Raw genomic sequence first — 19,587 nt, forward strand, 5'->3', positions numbered from 1 at the left:
TCCGTAATTTTGAATTACCCTATTTAACCTTAATAGTATGATGAAGAAAAAGAACATTTATATCACGATTTCAATATTTTTTTTACTGATAGTCGCTTTTTTGATTTTTAGGCCAAAGTCTTCGGGAGACAATAATGAGATCTTAGGGGAAGTGAAAAGTGGTAAATTTAAAGTTGAGATTACTACCTCAGGAGAGCTTCAGGCGCTTAATTCTGTACAGGTTTTGGGTCCTACAGAAGCCCGTAGATTCAGAGTTGGGAATTTCACAATAGAAGAGATGGTAGATGAAGGAACTGTGGTCAAGAAAGGGGAGGTAATTGCCGAGCTTGACAGAACGGAGCTTTTCGGAAGGCTGGAAGATAAGCGCTTAGACCTGGAACAGACGCAAGCCTTATTTGAACAAACTCAGTTGGATACTGCACTTGTGCTCAGGCAGGAGAGGGATAATATTCTCAATCTTGAATATGATGTAGAGGAAAGAGAGTTGGTTTTGGAACAATCGCAATTTGAACCTCCGGCCATCATCAAGCAGAATGAAAATAGTGTGGAGAGAGCCAAAAGAGACCTACAACAGGCCAAAGATCGCTATAGAATCAAGTTGATGCAGGAAAGGGCCAGAATGGTCGAGGTATCCGCAAAACTTAGGGATGTGCAGACTGAGGTGAACCAAATAGAGGAGGTATTGGAAAAATTCACGGTGACAGCACCCCAAAATGGAATGGTCATCTACGTATGGGGCAGAGGGGGTAAAATTAAAGAAGGTTCTCAGGTGTCATCTTGGAACCCTGTCGTAGCAACACTTCCAGACCTGACTTCCATGCAAAGTATAACTTATGTCAATGAAGTAGATATACGCAAGATCAAAATGGGACAAAGGGTAGACCTTGGTCTCGATGCTTTTCCAGAGAAAAAGCTTACCGGTGAAGTAACCAAAGTCGCCAATGTAGGTCAACAAAGACCCAATTCTGATGCCAAGGTTTTTGAGGTCACCATTGTAATCAATGAGTCTGACCCATTGTTACGTCCAGCCATGACCACTTCCAATACAATTGTGGCTGAAGAGATTGAGGATGCTACTTTTATCCCTTTGGAAGCACTTTATACCGAAAATGACAGCATCAACTATGTTCATCTCAAATCAGGTAAAAAGCAGGAAGTCAAACTCGGCTTGTCCAATTCCAACTTCGTCATCGTGGAATCTGGATTGCAATCCGGGGAAGTGCTTTACTTATCCACCCCCAATTGGGCAGAAAATGTTGCGGTCAATCTTCTAGAAGAACTCAACGGAAAGAGAAATCCTGACTTTGAAGAGATTTCTGCCAGTCCTGAAAATCTAACACAGCTAGACACAGAAGACTGAGCATGAAAGTAGATGATAAAACCAGGTTGCTGGCTAATTTTTATATAGCCTTAGAAGCCGTAATTGCCAATAAACTCAGGTCTTTGCTGACAGCTTTGGGGATTATCTTCGGGGTGGCGGCTGTGATTGCCATGTTGGCTATTGGCAATGGTGCTCAGCAGGAGATTTTGGAGCAGATACGTTTGGTAGGGGTCAATAATATTGTCATCGAACCTGTGTCTGAGCAGAGAGAAGAGAACTTAGACGAAGATGCAGATGTGGAAGATGAAAGAGGGAAGTTTTCTCCTGGACTCAAATTACTAGATGTGGAGGCCATCAAAAATACTGTTCCTGGAATTATCAATATCAGTCCCGAAATTGAGGTAGAAACTTTCTTGGTCAATGCAGGAATCCGAAGGTCTGCAAAATTGGTTGGGGTGACTCCATCTTATTTTGATGTGTTGGATTTTAGATTGGCAGAAGGGAATATGTTTACCGAAAAGCACATGACCAATGGAGACCCGGTATGTATAATAGGGCGATCGGTAGTCAGTAAATTTTTTTCAAAAGAAAATCCCATAGGGAAAAAGATCAAAAGCGGCAACCAATGGCTTGAAGTCATTGGAGTGATGGAGGAGCGCTATGTGTCCGAACAAAGTATTTCTAAGCTTGGGATTCGAGATTTCAATATGGATGTATATGTTCCAATTCAGACTATGCTGGTGAGGTTCAAAAACAGGGATTTATTAGTGCCTTCCAACTTAAGGCAAGAGGAAAGGGCTTCCTCCAATTATCATCAGATTGATAAGTTGACGATACAGGTTGCTGAGAGTGAAGCACTGAATCCCACTGCTGAAGTAATTTCCAAACTTTTAGAAAGAAGGCATTTTAATGTGGTAGATTTTGAAATCACCATTCCTGAACTATTGCTCAAGCAGCAACAACGCACGCAGAATATTTTCAATATTGTGTTGGGTGCTATTGCGGGAATCTCACTTTTGGTTGGTGGAATAGGCATTATGAACATTATGCTGGCTTCTGTATTAGAAAGAATAAAAGAAATAGGCCTAAGACTTTCGTTAGGTGCAAAAAAATCCGATATTGTCAATCAGTTTCTTTTCGAAGCGATTATGATTTCAGTTTCCGGGGGAATCATAGGGGTGATTTTGGGAATTGTATTGGCCTTTCTGGTAGCGGAATTTGGTGATTTTCCAACTGTGGTCACCATTCCATCTATTGTATTGTCATTTGGTGTGGCTGCTACCGTAGGCTTGATATTCGGAATTGCTCCGGCCAGAAAAGCAGCAAGTCAGGACCCGATAACTTCTTTAAGGTATGAATAAAAAATTGTTTTCAGGATTGACACTCTTTGCGATCCTAATGTTTCCCTTGGTATCCACAGCACAGCAAAGGGTTGAATTTACACTTGATGAAATTGTTGCCAGAGCAAAAGGACGTTCTCCAGCGGCTTTAAGAGCCGAGACCCGAAGGGAAAACAGGTACTGGAATTACAGGTTTTTTAGATCCAACTATAACCCTCAATTGAGGTTGGGCGGGACAGTGCCTGGATTTTCCCAATCGGTCAATAATGTAATCCAGCCAGATGGAAGTGTAGGTTTTAGAGAGGTTCGCCAGAATCTGATGGACTTGGAGCTGGGTATGGAGCAAACCATAGCAGCCACAGGCGGAAATATTTCTATCAACTCCTCCACCAATAGGTTTGATAACTTTCTGGCGCCCCAGGGAATTCCTCAGACCCAATGGTCAGGAGTGCCTATCAATGTGAGATTGAGTCAGCCTATTTTTGCATTCAATCCACTGAAATGGGATAAAAAAATAGAACCATTGGTTTATGAAGAAAGCAAGCGGGAATTTGTAGAAGAAATGGAGCAGATCAGTCAGACGGTTACCCAGCTTTTCTTTGATTTTCTTATTTCCCAAGTCAATTTTGAAATTGCCAGTAAAAATCTGACCAATACCCAAGAGATTCTAAAAATCGAACAAGGCAGGTACAATATAGGGACTACTTATGAAGATAAACTGTTGCAGGTGGAGCTTCAAGTATTGCAGGCAAGGCAGGATCTTGCCCAGGCCAGGTTGGATCTTGAAGCCAATTCTCTAAGATTAAAGTCTTATGTTGGGTTGAATGAGACAGCCGAAATTAATCTTATACCACCCCAGGAGGTTCCTGACTTTTCTGTCAATGTGGAACAGGCCATAGATTTTGCTTTTCAGAACAGAGCAGAGGCACTGGGCTTTGACAGAAGAATCCTTGAAGCGGAATCCGGTGTGGCCCAAGCCAGAGGACAGCGGTTCAACATGTTTTTGAATGCAAGTTATGGATTGAACAATGCTGCCTTAAACTGGCAGGACATATACTTTGATCCCAACAGACAGACCTTGGTCAATTTATCTTTCTTGGTTCCGATCTTGGATTGGGGTCGTAACAAAGCCCGAATGGGGCAGGCTGAAGCCAATAAAAAACTGGTAGAATATACCGTGGAGCAGGATGTAATTAATTTTGAGCAAGAGATTTTTACGAAAGTAAAAAACTTCAGTATGCTCAAGGAAAGGCTTGAAATCACCAAAATGTCTGATGAGGTAGCTGATAAGCGTTATGATATTTCCCTGAGGAGGTATCAGAACGGTAATGTTACCATTACGGATCTCAATATCGCCCAACAGGAAAAGGACCAGAACAGAAGGGCTTATATACAGTCTTTGAGGGATTATTGGACAGCCTATTATGAGTTGAGGCAGTTGACGTTGTATGACTTCCAGTCAGGACAGCTTTTGTATTCGCCGGATGTGGAGTAGAAAGAGAGGAGATGCTAGAGATTGGATGTGTGAAAAGAGAGACGAGAATTAAGAGAATAAAGCAATAATCGAGATGGGGTGATGGTGATCTTTGAGTTTTGCAAAACTCCGAAGGCCAAAGTCAAAGCGTATAATATTCAGGGGGGTAGGAAAGGTCTGAAACTGACCACATTCGTAATTTGTCCTTTTTTTGAGATGCTGTAAATTGTGAAATTATAATTAGGCCTTTTCTATTTCAGACTGTAAATTTTTCAAGATAAGGTCAATTTGATGGTGAATTGAAAAAAGTAAACGCTCTCTTTCTGTTTCGTTGATTTCCGCAAAATTTTCTGCAGCCGTAACATCATTTATCAGATCTTTGAAATTTAAATTTAGCGCCACTCCTTTAATAGCATGACATGTTTGCTTTATGGCTTTGATATCATTATCCAAGGTGTTTTGATCCAGATCATTTTTTAATTTTGAAAGATTGAGGCTACTCACTTCAAGGAGTTCTTTGAAAAAAACCGGGTCCGATACACGAAATTCTTCAAGATTGGAAAAAATGGGTTTATCTTCTTCTTTAATTTTTTGAGGTAGATATTGTTGGATTTTTTCTTGTATATCAGCTACCACTACTGGTTTTGATAAATAATCATCCATCCCTGCTTCCAGGCATCTTTCATATTCACCTTTGACAGTTCCTGCTGTGAGTGCGATTATTGGTACTTTTATGTCATTTTTTTCTAATTTTCTTATTTCCTTGGTAGCTTCATAACCGCTCATGATGGGCATTTGGATGTCCATGAAAATTATTTTGGGATTATTCTTTAAAAATGAGTCTACTGCTTCTTGACCATTTTTTGCTTCGAATACTTCAGCATTTGGAATGATATTTTTAACTATTGTTTTGGCCAAAAGCATGTTTACCGGATTGTCATCTACCAATAATACTTTGGGTTTGATGGATTTTATGGTTTCAATTGGCGTTTCACTGGGCCTATTTGATTTTTTCTCCTCTTTAACTTTTGTTTTTGGCAGGGCAGAGGCAATTTCTAATGCTATTGTAAAGCTAAAGGTACTGCCTTTCCCGAGCTCGGTTTTCAGTTCGAGCTTACTATTCATCAACTCCAATATTTTATTGCTAATTGTAAGCCCAAGTCCTGTGCCGCCATATTCTCGGGTAGTAGAATTGTCTTCTTGGGCAAAAGCTTCAAAAATAATTTCTTTTTTCTCTTCTGAAATTCCAATCCCTGTGTCTCTGACAGCTATATTCAATAGCACCTTATCATCACTGATATTTTCAAGCAATTTTATTCTCAGTTCAATTTCTCCCTTGGGAGTGAACTTTGCAGCATTGCTGAGTAAATTGATGAGTACCTGTTTTAACCGAGTGGAGTCTGCAATCAGGTACTCAGGTAGATTTTCGGGAGTTGAAATTTTAAGTATCAAATGCTTTTCCTCAGCCATTGGCTGGACTAAATTCATTGATTCTTCGGCCAATTCGGCCAAATTGACCTCCGTAAGACTTAACTCTAACTTGCCGGCCTCTATTTTAGAAAAATCGAGCACATCATTTACAAGGTCCAACAGCAGGTGCCCTGAATCTATGATTGATTTTAAAAATTCTTTTTGTGTCTGATTGAGACTTGTTTTTAAAAGTAAATCTGAAAAACCGATAATGCCGTTGAGTGGTGTTCTGATTTCATGACTCATGTTTGCCAAAAACTCTGACTTTGCTATGCTGGCATCTTTGGCATTTTCCATGGACTGGCGTAAATTTTCCTCCATATTCCGCCTTTCGATGGCATTTGAAATACTTTCTGCAAAACTTATCAACAGAGCCGTTTCTCCCTCACTCCAGACTTTTTCTTTTTGGCAATCATCAAAACCCACAAATCCCCAAAAGTTTTTTTCAACAAATATCGGTATCAATAGTATGGAAATAATTCCTTGGCTTTCTAGTAATCCTTTTAGACCTGGATCCTCAATATTGCTTACAATATTGGTGTAAACCTGATTCTTGATGAGGTAATCCATAGATTCACCAAAAAGTCCGATTGGTAAATCTTGTAAATCAGGGTTGTTGATTTCAGATTCCACACCTAGCGCACTCCATTCAAATCTTTGGGAGCTATAGTAATTTCCTTCATTATCCAGTTTGTTTTCAAAGAGATATGCTCTGTCTGCACTGGCCCCATCCCCCAAAATAGTGATTGCTTTTTGAGTAGCCTTGAAAAAATCAGCATTAGAAAGAAGTTCTTTTGTTGCAAATGCTATAGAAGTCAGCATTTTTTCATTTCGAAGTAAAGTGGTGTTTATGCTTTGTAGTTTTATTTCGTTTGCCTTGATTTTTTCTTCTGCATGTTTTTGCTTCGTAATTTCTCTGAAAAATAAATACTGTAAATCCTTTTGATCTGTATTGATCAAAAATGCTGAATAAGTTTTGCTACTTTCTTTGAAAAAAAATTCTACCTCAGCCTTGGGAGAGATCGGATGGAACAATGCACTGAGTTCAGGTCTTGAATCATAAAAATCAATGATTTTCTTATTTCGAAATTCCATGCGGGTTCTTGATAAGATGGATTCAGCTTTTTTATTGACTGCAATCACATTTTGATGTTTATCCAGTATTATAATGCCATCAGATAGGTTTTCAAATATTGTCTTAAATGCTACTGGATTATTTTTGAATAAACCATGCCTAAATAAGGACCAGTATATTAATGCTCCACTAACTAAAAGTGTGAATGGGACAAGGTCTATTTCATGAAAATTCAATCCTAATAAAGCGACGCTGTGGGCAATCCAAGGGAAAATCACCCCGGCCAATAATACAGCTACTTGCGAGCGGTAAGATTTTGGTATAGTGAGATACATTTTCACCAAAATAAGTGCTGAAATCAGAATCAAGATATTATTGTATACCTCGTAAAGAATATCAAAAATACCTCTATCGTAAAGAATAGCGTTATACATACCATTATGATGGCTATCAATATTCCTGAAAAATAGGCCATGAATTGAATTGGTATACAGCATGCTCAAGAAAAAAGTACTGATCCCAAATACCAACAACATCCATGGTGCAGTAATGAATTTTTTGTTTCCCGAATATTTTAAAACGAACGTGAGAAGGAAAGGGGTAATATAGGCTCCACCCAAATACTCTAGTTTGAAAAAGAAAGTAATGGTATAAGTATCTGCGCCCAACAATTCAAAACCATAAAAAAAGGCGTAAGTAAAACAAAAAAATAATAGAGCAGAAAAGTACTTTTCACCTAAGTCATTTTTTTTTCTGTAGGAAGCACCTATTAATATAACAAAAATTAGGCTTGTGATAAAAACAGGTATTGCTAACAGATTTTGGGTGAATTCTAAATTCATAGGTGTCGTTGCTGTATCGGAGCTTAATTTATCAAAATATTTTCTTACATCTTCTTTTGACTTCGGTAAAATTTTTAGTTTATCAGTTTTACATTTCTTTTTTAACAAATCCAGCGTATTAATAGGACTTCTTTGATGATTTAGTTACTTTCATGTTAGTTTAAAAGTCAGATTATGAAAAAAATAATGTTGATCCCTATCTTTCTCTTGTTTTTGTTGGGGTCTGGTGATCTATTAGCCCAGCAAGAGGGTGAACTGACCAAAGAAGAACATGCTGAGGCGAAGAGGCGATTAAAAGAAGACAAGAAGGCTTTGGCTCAGGAAAAAGCGGAACTTAAAGCAGCCAAAAAGGAACAAAGACTATCTGAAGCGGCAGTCAAAGCAGAAGAAAAAAGAATTAAAAATCTTCAAAAAGCCCAAAAGAATTATGATAAGTCTTTAAATGCTATGCAGAAAGCAGAAATCAAATTTGCAAAGCAAAATTTGGCCATTGAAAAGGCTAAGCAGAAAGGTAAGGCTACTGATGCGGATATAGCTAAAATGGAACTGAAATTGAAAAAAACAGAGATCAAAGTTCAGCAAGAAAAGGCAAACATTGACAAATATCAAAGAGAAATTTCTCGCTATTCTAATAGTCCTCGGGATTTTGAATCAGAATCAGAAGATCAAAATTGAATAAGGCACATTACTTATGGATTGGAAGCCGTTAATAGATAATTGACGGCTTTTTTATGTCAAAATGACTTGTTTCTCTTTGGTTTTAATCAATTTTGAGACAAAATTTCAGGTTTTGTTCCAAAAAATAAATTGGTTATTAATTTGATAAATGGGTAAAAAGCATCGAATAAAAAATACAACCCATTACTAGAACCGACTATAACCATGGATTTTAAACAATTTACACTGAAGTCCCAGGAAGCTATTCAAAAAGCAGCGGAATTAGCTGTAGCTGCGCAGCATCAAGGCATTGAACCTGCGCATTTGCTAAAAGGGATACTGACTGAAGATGAGAATGTCATTGATTTTCTCTTTAAGAAGGCAGGTTTAAACAAAAGTCTTATCCTTCAAAAAACAGATGAAATCATCAATGGATTCCCAAAAGTAAGTGGACAGCAACCATACCTATCTAACGCTTCTAATCAGGCTTTAGCAAAGGCAAAGGAATATCTGAAGACCTTTGGGGATGAATTCGTAGCAATTGAACACTTGCTTCTAGGGATATTTTCAGGTACTGATAAAACAGCCCAGCTATTAAAGGATCAGGGACTGAACGAGAAAACACTAATTGAGTCTATCAAAGAATTACGAAAAGGAAATAAAGTGACCGACCAAAATGCAGAATCCAAATACAGAGCTTTGGAAAAATATTCCAAAAATCTAAATGAGCTGGCCAAGAAAGGTAAGATTGATCCAGTAATCGGTAGAGATGAAGAAATCAGAAGGGTTTTACAGATTTTGGCCAGAAGAACCAAAAACAATCCCATTCTTCTAGGGGAGCCTGGAGTAGGCAAGACAGCGATTGTAGAAGGGCTTGCGCAAAGAATTGTAAGTGGTGATGTTCCTGAAAATCTGAAATCCAAAACATTGATTTCTTTGGATATGGGTTTATTGGTAGCAGGAGCAAAATATAAAGGGGAATTTGAGGAAAGACTGAAAGCTGTAATCAAAGAAGTGACAGACTCTGACGGGGAAATTATCTTATTTATAGATGAAATTCATACTCTGATCGGTGCCGGAGGTGGTGGAGAAGGGGCTATGGATGCCGCTAACTTACTTAAACCTGCGTTGGCAAGGGGAGAATTGCATGCGATTGGTGCTACCACACTCAAAGAATATCAAAAATATATTGAAAAGGATAAGGCTCTTGAAAGAAGGTTTCAAGCCGTAATGGTAGATGAGCCTGATGCCGCAGATGCTATTTCCATCCTTAGAGGTATCAAGGATAAATATGAACTGCACCACGGGGTAAGAGTGAAGGATGATGCTGTAATTGCAGCTGTGGAACTTTCACAGCGATATATTTCTGATAGATTCCTTCCTGATAAGGCAATCGATTTGATGGATGAGGCAGCGGCCAAACTGAGAATGGAAATTGATTCTCTGCCACAGGAGCTTGATGAACTCAATAGGAGAATCATGCAGCTCGAGATTGAAAGGGAAGCGATTCGCAGGGAAAATAATAAAGATAAAGAAACTGTTCTGAGCAAAGAAATTGCAGAACTTTCCGAAAAAAGGCAATCGGTCAAGGCAAAATGGGAGTCCGAAAAGGCAGTCATTTTAGGTATTAGAAGAGAGAAGGAAAATATAGATAAATTCAAGTTGGAGGCCGAACAGGCTGAAAGAGCTGGAGAATTTGGGAAAGTGGCCGAAATCAGGTATGGCAAAATTGTAGAGTCTGAAAAGAAACTTGACAGTTTTAAAAATCAACTCGAAGAAATGCAGCAGGGCTCCCCTTTGCTGAAGGAGGAAGTAGATAGTGAAGACATTGCCTCTGTAGTCTCCAAGTGGACCGGAATTCCACTTTCCAAAATGATCCAAAGCGAACGCGAAAAGCTTTTGCATTTGGAGGATGAGCTAGGCCAAAGGGTAGCAGGTCAAAAAGAGGCTATATTAGCGCTGTCAGATGCTGTTCGAAGAAGTAGAGCAGGGTTACAAGACCCTAAAAGACCCATCGGCTCATTTATCTTTATGGGAACTACGGGTGTTGGAAAGACTGAGTTAGCCAAGGCATTGGCTGAATATCTTTTCAACGATGAAAACGCCATGGTCAGAATTGATATGTCAGAATATCAGGAAAGGCATGCTGTTAGCCGATTGGTTGGAGCACCTCCAGGATATGTAGGATATGATGAAGGAGGGCAGCTCACCGAAGCAGTAAGAAGAAAACCTTACTCAGTGGTTTTACTGGATGAAATTGAGAAAGCACATCCTGATGTGTTCAATATTCTCTTACAGGTATTGGACGACGGTAGATTAACTGATAATAAAGGTAGAATTGCCAATTTCAAAAACACCATTATTATAATGACTACCAATATTGGCTCGCAGCTTATTCAAGAAAGGTTTGCCGATATGGAAGAGTGGAATAAGGATCAAGTAATGGAACAGACAAAGGAGCAGGTATTTGACCTTCTAAAAAAATCAGTTAGACCTGAATTTCTCAATAGAATAGATGAAACGATCATGTTTGAGCCTTTGAATAAGCAGGTGATTAGAAAAATCGTAGATATTCAATGGAAGGAGATTCAGAAAAGGCTTGAAGAGTCCAATATAGAAATAGAAGCTACTCCCGAGGTATTAGATTACTTGGGAGAGGTGGGCTTTGATCCCCAATTTGGAGCGAGACCATTGAAAAGAACCATGCAACGTTTGATTCTCAATGAACTCTCCAAACAAATTCTATCAGGGTATATCAAAAACGACTCTGCTGTATTGGTGGACCTTGATGCTGAAAATCAGGTTTATTTCAAAAATGTAGAAGCAGTAGAGGTGTCGTAATACCAAATTCTATTCAAAAGCGCAGGTTGTGAATCTGCGCTTTTTTATTTTTTGGAAAACATATTCTAGTTGCCAAGGTTTCTAAAAAAAGTTTAAATTTTATGATAGAGCATTTTTTTCAGTGTCCTCTTTGCTTTGAAGAGATTTCCATGCTCTTGGATTCTTCAGTGTATAAGCAAAAGTATATTGAAGATTGTGAAGTCTGTTGTAATCCCATTGAAGTCAATTTTGAATTCGAAGAGGGTGAGTTGTTTTATTTTGAGGCTAATTCAATAGAACAGTAATGCTATTTGAAATTGAGAATTCCAAAAAAGAAATATTTGCTGACCTTTGCCATGAGTTACAAAGAGGGGCCTTGGACCGAAAGCACCCTTTTCGTTTTGTTGTTTTAAGTTCTTCTGCTGGGGCTGGTGTTGATAGCAGGTATGTCGTCGTAAGAAAAGTAGAAAAGGATTTGCAATTTTTCTTTTTCACAGATGTGAGAAGCACTAAAATAAATCAGCTGAGAAAAAACCCGAACGTATCCCTATTATTTTATCACCCTCAGAAAAGAACTCAAATCAGAATCAATGGGCACGCCTTACTCCATCATCAAAATGATCTTGCAAAAAATCTTTGGAGAAAAGTCCAAAATGAAGCTCAGAAATCCTACAATTCTAAATTGGCGCCCGGAGCTGAAATCAGCGATCCACATGATGCCTTTTATTGGCAGGAGGATTTATCAGATTCGGAAAATTTTTGTGTCATCCAAATTCACCCTGAGCAAATCGAAGCTTTACAGCTCAATGGTTTGGAACATTTGAGGATTTATTTTGAACGGGTAAACAGTGTTTGGGAGGGAAAGTGGCTGGTACCGTAAAAGTTCTTTTTAAGACAATATGTGTTAATTATTTCCAATTTGAAACAAAAAGCTGAAAAGAGGAGGTCGGTGAATACCTACCGTAACCAAGTTTTACAGCGTCAATGAAACTCTTGCGAATCTGAGGGAAAAAACATAATATTCACCTATCCAAATTTTATCAATACACCCTGATTTTCAAGAAGAAATAAAAATGATCTTATGAGAGCCTGCATATTAAAGTAACAAAAGCCCCTGTTCCTTCCAATCAAAACATTTTATTTGGGCTTACACCTGAGACTTAGGGATAAAATTTTTATCTTAGAAATGACTTTTATTAAAAGTATGATTGAAGATAAAAAATCTAAAGAAACTAAAACATCAAGAGAGGCCCAGACTTTTTTCAGGGTCACCTTTAAAAATAATATTGGACTTCTTCACATAGCAGATAATAAAGCCAATATGCTGATCAGTATCAATACCTTGGTGATTTCTGCAATTATTGCGATTTCGGGTTATGGTGCTATAGCCAACCAGTTTGAGCAAATGGGATTGAAAATAGTACTTCCAATTAGTTTAATATTGGTTTTTTGCCTTATCTCTACTGCTCTAGCTGTACAAGCCGCAAAGCCAAAAATCATTTTGCGGGATGAAAAGCCTTTTCAACCTGAAAAAGGTAGTATTATTTTTTTTGGAGAGAGTGCCAGACTAACGCTCAACAAATACTTGAAAGAGATTACAAAAATCCTCACTTCTAAAACTGAGATTAACGATCAGATGGCGATTGCACTTTATCAGCAAGGAGTTGTGTTGGATCGGAAGTACAGGCTTCTGGGTTTTGCTTACACTCTTTTTATTGTAGGTGTTGGGTTAGGAACCCTTGCGTTTGTTTTGTTTATGATTTTTTGAGATATCTCTTACATTTTATTGATTTTCAGTATATTGAGGAATGTAATTTCTTTATTAGATTTTATCCGATGACACTTTTTCAAAATAAGTTCAAACCAGCTCTATTCTTCATGCATGCCAAGTCGCTAGTCAGTTTGGTTGTTTTCTGCTTTTTTTTTGTGGGATTTTCTGTTGCCCAAAAGGGTGAAGTAGCTGATCTTTTTGGGAGTGATGAGGTGATGCAAATTAAGTTTTCTACTTCTTTTAAGGAATTGAAGAAAGCCAAAGACAAAAAAGAGCGTGCCCCGACTTTGATGTATTTCAGTGAAGAACCGGAAGCGTGGGACTCATTAGACGTAGAGTTGAGAGCTAGGGGGAATTTCAGGAGAGACAAATGCTTTTTCCCACCACTTAAAGTCAGGATTATGAAAAAAAACAGGAAAGGTGGGATTTTTGAGAATCATAAAAACCTCAAGCTAGTTTTGCCTTGCAATGATTACCAGGGTAAAGATGATCTTCTGATTAAAGAATATCTAGCCTATAAAATTTACGAAGCCTTAAATCCCTACCATTTCAAAACCCGGCTTGTTGACCTTGAAATAACGGATCTTTCAGGGAGACAGCCTAAATCATTTTTTGTCAAAGGGATTTTTATCGAAGATGATAAAAATGTAGCTGAAAGGTTTGAGGGTAAATTAGCTAAAGATGTTCAGATCAATCCATTTAGGCTTCATGATACCACATCAGTGCGACATGATTTCTTTCAGTTTATGATTGCAAATACAGACTGGTCAACCGTAGCACAGCACAATAGTACATTAATGATGATTGACAGGAAATATATTCCTCTTCCCTACGACTTCGATATGGCAGGCTTGGTAGATGCGCCTTATTCAGTTGTCAGCGAGAAGCTCTCAATATCGACGGTTAGACAAAGGTTGTATAGAGGGGTATGCTTTGATTCAGGGATTTTTGAAATGGTTAGAGAGGATTATCTGGAAAAGGAACCAGAGGTTTGGGAAATTTTCAATAAGAATACTAAGTTTCTAAACCCCAAAGAAGTAAATAACTCTAGAAAGTTTCTAGAAGGATTCTTTGATATTCTGAAAGACGAAAACAAATTTAAAAATCAGATTTTAGGGGCTTGCAGGTCATTCAATTAAGTTGTAGGCTTAGTCTTTTACCTGAATTAGAAAGATTATGTTCTTGAATTTCAATCAATAATTGATACTTTTAAACATACCCATTAAACCTAAGGAAATGAAAGATTTGAATTTTAATTCTTCGAGAAGGGAGTTTTTTGCTAAGGCCGCTATGGTGTCGGTGGGCTCGGTGTTTTTGTCTGGAATAGCCCAAGCATTGGCCTTACATGACAGACCGGGAGAGAAAATGAAGTTGGCCCTTGTTGGTCTTGGAATTCGTGGTGTGAATATGTTTGGCAGAGATGTTCAAAGCACTTACAGTAGTCAAATCGAATTTGTAGGGCTTTGTGACAATAATAAAGGTAGATTGGACTTTGGCAAGCAATATATTGGAGTTGATTGTCCTTTGTATGAGGATTTTGATAAAATGCTCTTAGAGACAAAGCCAGATGTTGTGATTGTAACTACTGTAGATAATACACATCATACTTTTATTGTAAAGGCACTTGATTTCGGATGTCATGTAATTACAGAAAAGCCTATGACTACAGATGAGGTTAAATGTCAGGAAATTTTAAATGCCGAACGGAAATCAGATAAAAAAGTGATTGTAACATTTAATTATCGCTATTCTCCACATAGGCAGAGGATGTATGAAATCCTTAGAAGTGGTGAATTGGGTGACATTACTTCCGTTGATTTTCATTGGTATTTGGATACCTCTCATGGAGCAGATTATTTTAGGAGGTGGCATGGTTACAAGGAAAAAGGGGGTACACTTTTGGTACATAAATCAACCCATCATTTTGACCTTTTAAATTGGTGGTTGGATTCTGACCCAGAGGAGGTTTTTGCCTATGGAGCATTAGAGTTTTATGGTAAAAACGGAAAATTTCGACATACACATTGCCGGCCCTGTCCACACAAAAGAAATTGTGATTTTTACTGGGACATAAACAAAAGCCAACACTTGGTCAATTTATATGTGGAGAATGAAGAGCATGATGGCTACCTCAGAGATGGTTGTGTATATAGAGAGGATATAGATATTTATGATAAAATGGCTGTGCAGATCAGATATATGAATGGAGTCCAAGTAAGCTACTCCCTCACTACCTATTCTCCTTATGAAGGTTATCGAATTGCTTTCAATGGAACAAAAGGTAGGATGGATGCTTGGATCAAGGAATCCCAACCTTGGGAAGAGCCTAGTCAAGATGAAATCAGAGTGACAAAAAATTTTGGTGAATCAGAAGTAACTGTTATTCCTCATGGAGGCGGTGGGCACGGAGGTGGAGATAAAAGATTGAAGGACAAGCTCTTTAAAGATCCTCAAATGGATGACCCATACAGGCAATCTGCGGGAACAAGAGATGGTGCCATGTCAATACTGGTTGGAGTAGCTGCACGTAATAGCATTGAGTCAGGAAAGCCAGTCAAGATTAAAGACCTCACGGATATTTCTTTAAGAAAAACAGGTAGGAGGAGTTGAATGGGTTTTATTTAAAACAGCAAAGGCGTCGATTCACATCGACGCCTAAAAATTGCAAGGATTATGAAAAAATGTTCGTTTGCTGTACGTCATCAAATGTAGAAATTATCATTTCCCTCTTTGCAAATTAATCATTAAGTAAGTTTTAAATAAAACGTTGAATTGAGATAATTTTTTAACGATTTAATAATATTTGGATTTTTTTGTTTTCAAAGCTGAATAATACTTCGGGAAATTATTTCAGGGTTTCACTAATTTTATTTCTCGCTAACCTTTCAAGCGGCATCATTGAATGCTGGCAAATGGGATTTTAAGAAGGATGCATATTCTATTCTTTGAATTTGTCTACCTTTGCAGCCAAAGAAGGAAAATAGTGAAAGCGAGAACATTAAAAAAAGATAAAGTCAACATCATTACGATGGGATGCTCCAAGAATCTTGTTGATTCGGAAGTATTACTTACCCAGCTCAAGGGGAATGGAATTGAAGCGAGCCATGAATCAGGATCCCAAGACAATAATATCGTCATTATCAATACATGTGGTTTCATTGACAATGCCAAGCAAGAGTCTATTGACACCATTTTGCAATATGTAGAGGCCAAGGATAAAGGCTTGGTCGATAAAGTATATGTGACAGGATGCCTTTCCCAGAGATACAAGGACGACTTAGAAAAAGAAATTCCACAGGTAGATGCGTATTTCGGAACCAGGGATTTGCCTGCTCTATTGAAAAAATTCAAAGCAGACTATAAACATGAGCTGGTAGGGGAAAGGTTGCTTACCCATAATGCCCACTATGCTTATATGAAGATTTCCGAAGGTTGTGACCGGCCTTGTTCATTCTGCGCAATTCCGCTTATGAGAGGAGGTCATGTATCCAGACCGATAGAAGATTTGGTGAAGGAAGCCGAGCATAAAGCAGCTAATGGAACCAAAGAACTGCTTCTCATCGCACAAGACTCGACATATTATGGTCTTGACCTGTATAAGAAAAGGAATCTCGCAGAATTGATGAGAAGACTTTCGGATGTGGAAGGAATAGATTGGATAAGGCTGCACTATGCTTATCCTACTGGATTCCCTATGGATGTGATTGAGGTGATGAAGGAAAGAGACAATATCTGCAATTACCTGGATATTCCTTTACAACATGGCTCCACTTCAGTTTTGAAAACCATGAGAAGGGGTACCACCCGCGAAAAGCAGGAAGCCTTGATTCATTCAATAAGAGATCTGATTCCTGAAATTGCCATCAGGACTACTTTGATTACCGGACATCCAGGAGAAGGGGAAAAGGAATATGAGGAAATGGTGGATTTTGTAGAGAGGATGAAGTTTGAAAGATTGGGTGTATTTACTTATTCCCATGAGGAAAATACACACGCACATTCTATGGAAGATAATATTCCGGAAGAAGTCAAACAGCAAAGAGCCAATACCCTGATGGAAGTGCAGGAGCAAATCAGCTTTGATCTGAACCAAGAGAAAGTGGGGGAAACTTTTAAAGTCCTGATCGATAAAAAGGAAAACGGATACTTTGTAGGCCGTACTGAATTCGACTCTGTAGAAGTCGACAATGAGGTACTGATAGATGCTTCCCAACACTACTGTAGGATTGGAGACTTTGTGCAAGCTGAAATTACAGATGCCACTGAATTTGATCTTTATGGTATGGTTGTTTAGATTTCACCTCATAAAACATTTTCATTAATCCATCGGAATTACCGATGGATTTTTTTATTTTAACCTTTATTTAATTTTTACGTGATAACTGTTATGAAAAATCTACTCCTGATAATTGCCTTTTTTATTTCCTTTTCTTTGGCTGCTCAGCAGCATGGTGATGGATTCGTAAGAATGTATTATGGTACCAATAAGTTGGTCGGCGAGGGAACTCTAATGGATGGAAAGAAGGAAGGTAAGTGGAAAATTTACTTGCGCAAAAACTTAGACAGTCCGTTTTTCAAAGAGGAGGAAACGTTTGAATTGGCACATGAAAAGGATTTTTTGAAAAACTTTATTACGCATCCACCCATCAGGGTTATTACTTTTAAGAACGATGTGCCACATGGTCCATTTGAGTCATTTTACCTCACTGGAAAACTTGAATCATTCGCGATATTTAATGAAGGAGTATTGGATGGAGAGTTTCAGGAGTTGTCAGAATTTGGCAAGCCTTTAAAAACCGGAAGGTTTTTGGATGGGAAAATGCACCGTCATTGGAAAAACTACTACCCGGATGGAAGGTTGAAGTCGGAGGAAAATTACTTCATGGGAGTTAGGATTGGAGAATGGAAAAAGTATCATCTCAACGGTCAGTTGCAGGAATTAATCACATACATCCAGCACAAGCCACATGGTGAGTACAAACTTTTTTTCCCCAACGGAAAAGTTAAAGTAAAAGGGGAGTTTGAGCATGGAGTTCAGGTAGGAGAATGGAAAGAGTATTTTGAAAATGGGAATTTGGCTACCATAGGGAATTTCGAAAACGGAATGGAAGAAGGGATGTGGGAGGTTTATGATCCTGAAGGAAGAGTATTGACTATGGGAGCATACTCGGAAGGTGAAAAAGTGGGAGCTTGGACCGAAATCACAGAGATTCATCCTGAAATTTTGAGGAGAGGACATTATGATGAGAATCTTAAGTCTGGTAGCTGGAAGCTGATAACCAAAGCAGGAGACGTATTACAGGAAGAAATGTATGAGAATGGACGTTTGGTTGCCTTCAGTCCATTTAGGGCATTGAACGGAGAAAGACTTGAAGCGGGAAATTTTGAGAACGGCAGCGGTTCACGTGTCTATTATCACCCGATTGGATATAAGATCGCTTGGGGTCAGCTTCAGGATGGGCTTCAGCAGGGCGTTTGGCAGTATTTTCATCCAAACTCAGAACAGGTCGCCAAAGTGGGTAGATTTGATCAAGGACTGGAAGAGGGCGATTGGAAATTTTATACTATCAAAGGTTCCTTACTCAGAGAGGAATCTTTCATGAACGGAGTGGCTCTGTCCGATGATAATGTTTTGGAAGGAAGTTCAGGAATGCTGGGGCCTATGGATCTTTTTCCTAATGCAAACTCTGATACGGCAATGAGACAAAATGGTATGCAGCTTTTCAGGCCAGATGCTTGGCATAGGTTCAATGGTGCATCTCGGGGATTGAGATAACCTACCCATTTCAAAACTCAAATCATAACTATTTGTTAAAACAGAAAGATTGAATCGCTTTACTATTCTGTATACTTTTCCACAAAATATTGTTCAATAAATTCTATGAGGAAATATACACTTATGGTAAAGATGATTTTCACTGCCCTTCTCATTTGTATTAGTATGGGATTACAAGCTCAATTTTCCTATGATTTACAAGGGCACAGAGGAAGTAGAGGCTTGATGCCTGAAAATACCATTCCTGCCATGATCAAGGCTCTTGATCTTGGAGCTACTACTTTAGAACTTGACCTTGCCGTCACAGCAGATGGTGAAGTCATTGTTTCCCATGAACCATGGATGAATCCGGCTATCTGTCTTACTCCCGATAGGAAAGAAATTCCAAATGGAGACAGGTCACACAATATTTACAAAATGACTTGGGAGCAAGTACAGGGATATGATTGTGGATCTAAAGCGCAGTCTACATTTCCTGAACAGGTGCTATTTCATTCGGCAAAACCAAGGTTGGTCGATTTGATAGATGTAGTAGAAAAATACGTGTCTGATTTTGGCCTGGAAAAACCAAATTATAACATTGAAATCAAAAGTCTCCCTGACGGAGATGGAGAGTATCACCCATCACCTTCAGAGTTTTCCGACTTAGTGTTTGGCCTTTTGGACTCAAAGCTGGATTGGGAAAGGGTTAATATTCAGTCTTTCGATTTTAGGGTTTTGAAATACATGCATGAAAAATATCCAGATGTGCAATTGGCCATGTTGGTCACGGATTCTAGCAAATATGAGGAGCAATTGGACGATCTTGGTTTTCAGCCTGAAATTTATTCCCCGTATTTTATTGCCATCAAGAAAGAAACTGTAGAAGCCCTTCACGGGAAAGGTATGAAAGTGATACCCTGGACAGTAAATACGACTGAGCAAATGCAGCAACTTTTGGAAATGGGTGTAGATGGAATTATCACGGATTACCCTGATAAAGCTCCTAAAAAATAGGTATTGTTCTTCTTTTTTTGTCAAGAGTTCCTTTCTGTCTATTTT

Annotated in this window: 14 protein-coding genes; 13 read left to right on the forward strand and 1 reads right to left on the reverse strand. The window is 38.5% G+C overall.

The features are described from left to right. The first annotated feature begins 40 nt into the window (after window positions 1-40). Genes A33Q_RS20670 through A33Q_RS20680 form a run of 3 tightly spaced genes read left to right on the forward strand, consistent with a single transcriptional unit; the run spans window position 41 to window position 4,156 of the window. Window positions 41-1,360, forward strand: coding sequence for an efflux RND transporter periplasmic adaptor subunit (locus A33Q_RS20670; RefSeq protein ID WP_009032763.1), 1,320 nt, complete (start codon window positions 41-43; stop codon window positions 1,358-1,360). Window positions 1,361-1,362: 2 nt separating this feature from the next. Then, window positions 1,363-2,682, forward strand: coding sequence for an ABC transporter permease (locus tag A33Q_RS20675; RefSeq protein WP_009032762.1), 1,320 nt, complete (start codon window positions 1,363-1,365; stop codon window positions 2,680-2,682). After that, window positions 2,675-4,156, forward strand: a complete 1,482-nt coding sequence (locus A33Q_RS20680) for a TolC family protein (protein WP_009032761.1) — start codon at window positions 2,675-2,677, stop codon at window positions 4,154-4,156. The genes A33Q_RS20675 and A33Q_RS20680 overlap by 8 nt, the downstream gene beginning before the upstream one ends. Before the next feature lie 219 nt (window positions 4,157-4,375). Here A33Q_RS20680 and A33Q_RS20685 read toward each other — a convergent pair whose 3' ends face one another. Beyond that, window positions 4,376-7,522 (reverse strand): histidine kinase N-terminal 7TM domain-containing protein, encoded by a 3,147-nt coding sequence (locus tag A33Q_RS20685; protein ID WP_009032760.1) that lies wholly within the window; start codon window positions 7,520-7,522, stop codon window positions 4,376-4,378. Window positions 7,523-7,696: 174 nt separating this feature from the next. On the opposite strand from A33Q_RS20685, the gene A33Q_RS20690 reads away from it, so the two are divergent. The 10 genes from A33Q_RS20690 to A33Q_RS20735 all read left to right on the forward strand — a co-directional run bounded on the left by A33Q_RS20690 (window position 7,697) and on the right by A33Q_RS20735 (window position 19,542). Beyond that, a complete protein-coding gene (locus tag A33Q_RS20690; RefSeq protein ID WP_040490749.1) occupies window positions 7,697-8,197 on the forward strand; it encodes an HlyD family secretion protein in 501 nt (166 codons plus the stop codon). A gap of 207 nt (window positions 8,198-8,404) precedes the next feature. Continuing rightward, window positions 8,405-11,020, forward strand: coding sequence for an ATP-dependent chaperone ClpB (clpB, locus tag A33Q_RS20695; protein WP_009032758.1), 2,616 nt, complete (start codon window positions 8,405-8,407; stop codon window positions 11,018-11,020). 101 nt (window positions 11,021-11,121) lie between these two features. After that, window positions 11,122-11,304 (forward strand): CPXCG motif-containing cysteine-rich protein, encoded by a 183-nt coding sequence (locus A33Q_RS20700; protein ID WP_009032757.1) that lies wholly within the window; start codon window positions 11,122-11,124, stop codon window positions 11,302-11,304. After that, window positions 11,304-11,879 carry a pyridoxamine 5'-phosphate oxidase family protein gene (locus A33Q_RS20705; protein ID WP_009032756.1) on the forward strand — a complete coding sequence of 192 codons (576 nt, stop codon included), beginning with the start codon at window positions 11,304-11,306 and terminating at the stop codon, window positions 11,877-11,879. The genes A33Q_RS20700 and A33Q_RS20705 overlap by 1 nt, the downstream gene beginning before the upstream one ends. Window positions 11,880-12,203: 324 nt before the next feature. Next, on the forward strand, window positions 12,204-12,767 hold the full coding sequence (locus tag A33Q_RS20710) for a Pycsar system effector family protein (RefSeq protein WP_040490750.1): 564 nt from the start codon (window positions 12,204-12,206) through the stop codon (window positions 12,765-12,767). Between the two features lie 110 nt (window positions 12,768-12,877). Next, complete coding sequence (locus A33Q_RS20715; protein ID WP_009032754.1) at window positions 12,878-13,909, forward strand: hypothetical protein; 1,032 nt, start codon at window positions 12,878-12,880, stop codon at window positions 13,907-13,909. Between the two features lie 97 nt (window positions 13,910-14,006). After that, entirely contained in the window at window positions 14,007-15,380 is a 1,374-nt protein-coding gene (locus A33Q_RS20720) for a Gfo/Idh/MocA family protein (RefSeq protein ID WP_009032753.1), read from the forward strand. Between the two features lie 373 nt (window positions 15,381-15,753). Further along, the gene (gene rimO / locus A33Q_RS20725; protein WP_009032752.1) at window positions 15,754-17,064 is read left to right on the forward strand and encodes a 30S ribosomal protein S12 methylthiotransferase RimO; all 1,311 of its coding nucleotides are present in this window, start codon (window positions 15,754-15,756) and stop codon (window positions 17,062-17,064) included. Between the two features lie 93 nt (window positions 17,065-17,157). Beyond that, a complete protein-coding gene (locus A33Q_RS20730; RefSeq protein WP_009032751.1) occupies window positions 17,158-18,546 on the forward strand; it encodes a toxin-antitoxin system YwqK family antitoxin in 1,389 nt (462 codons plus the stop codon). Between the two features lie 105 nt (window positions 18,547-18,651). Then, window positions 18,652-19,542, forward strand: a complete 891-nt coding sequence (locus A33Q_RS20735) for a glycerophosphodiester phosphodiesterase family protein (protein ID WP_009032750.1) — start codon at window positions 18,652-18,654, stop codon at window positions 19,540-19,542. Window positions 19,543-19,587 lie beyond the last annotated feature (45 nt).

This window comes from Indibacter alkaliphilus LW1 (assembly GCF_000295935.2).
GTDB lineage: Bacteria > Bacteroidota > Bacteroidia > Cytophagales > Cyclobacteriaceae > Indibacter > Indibacter alkaliphilus.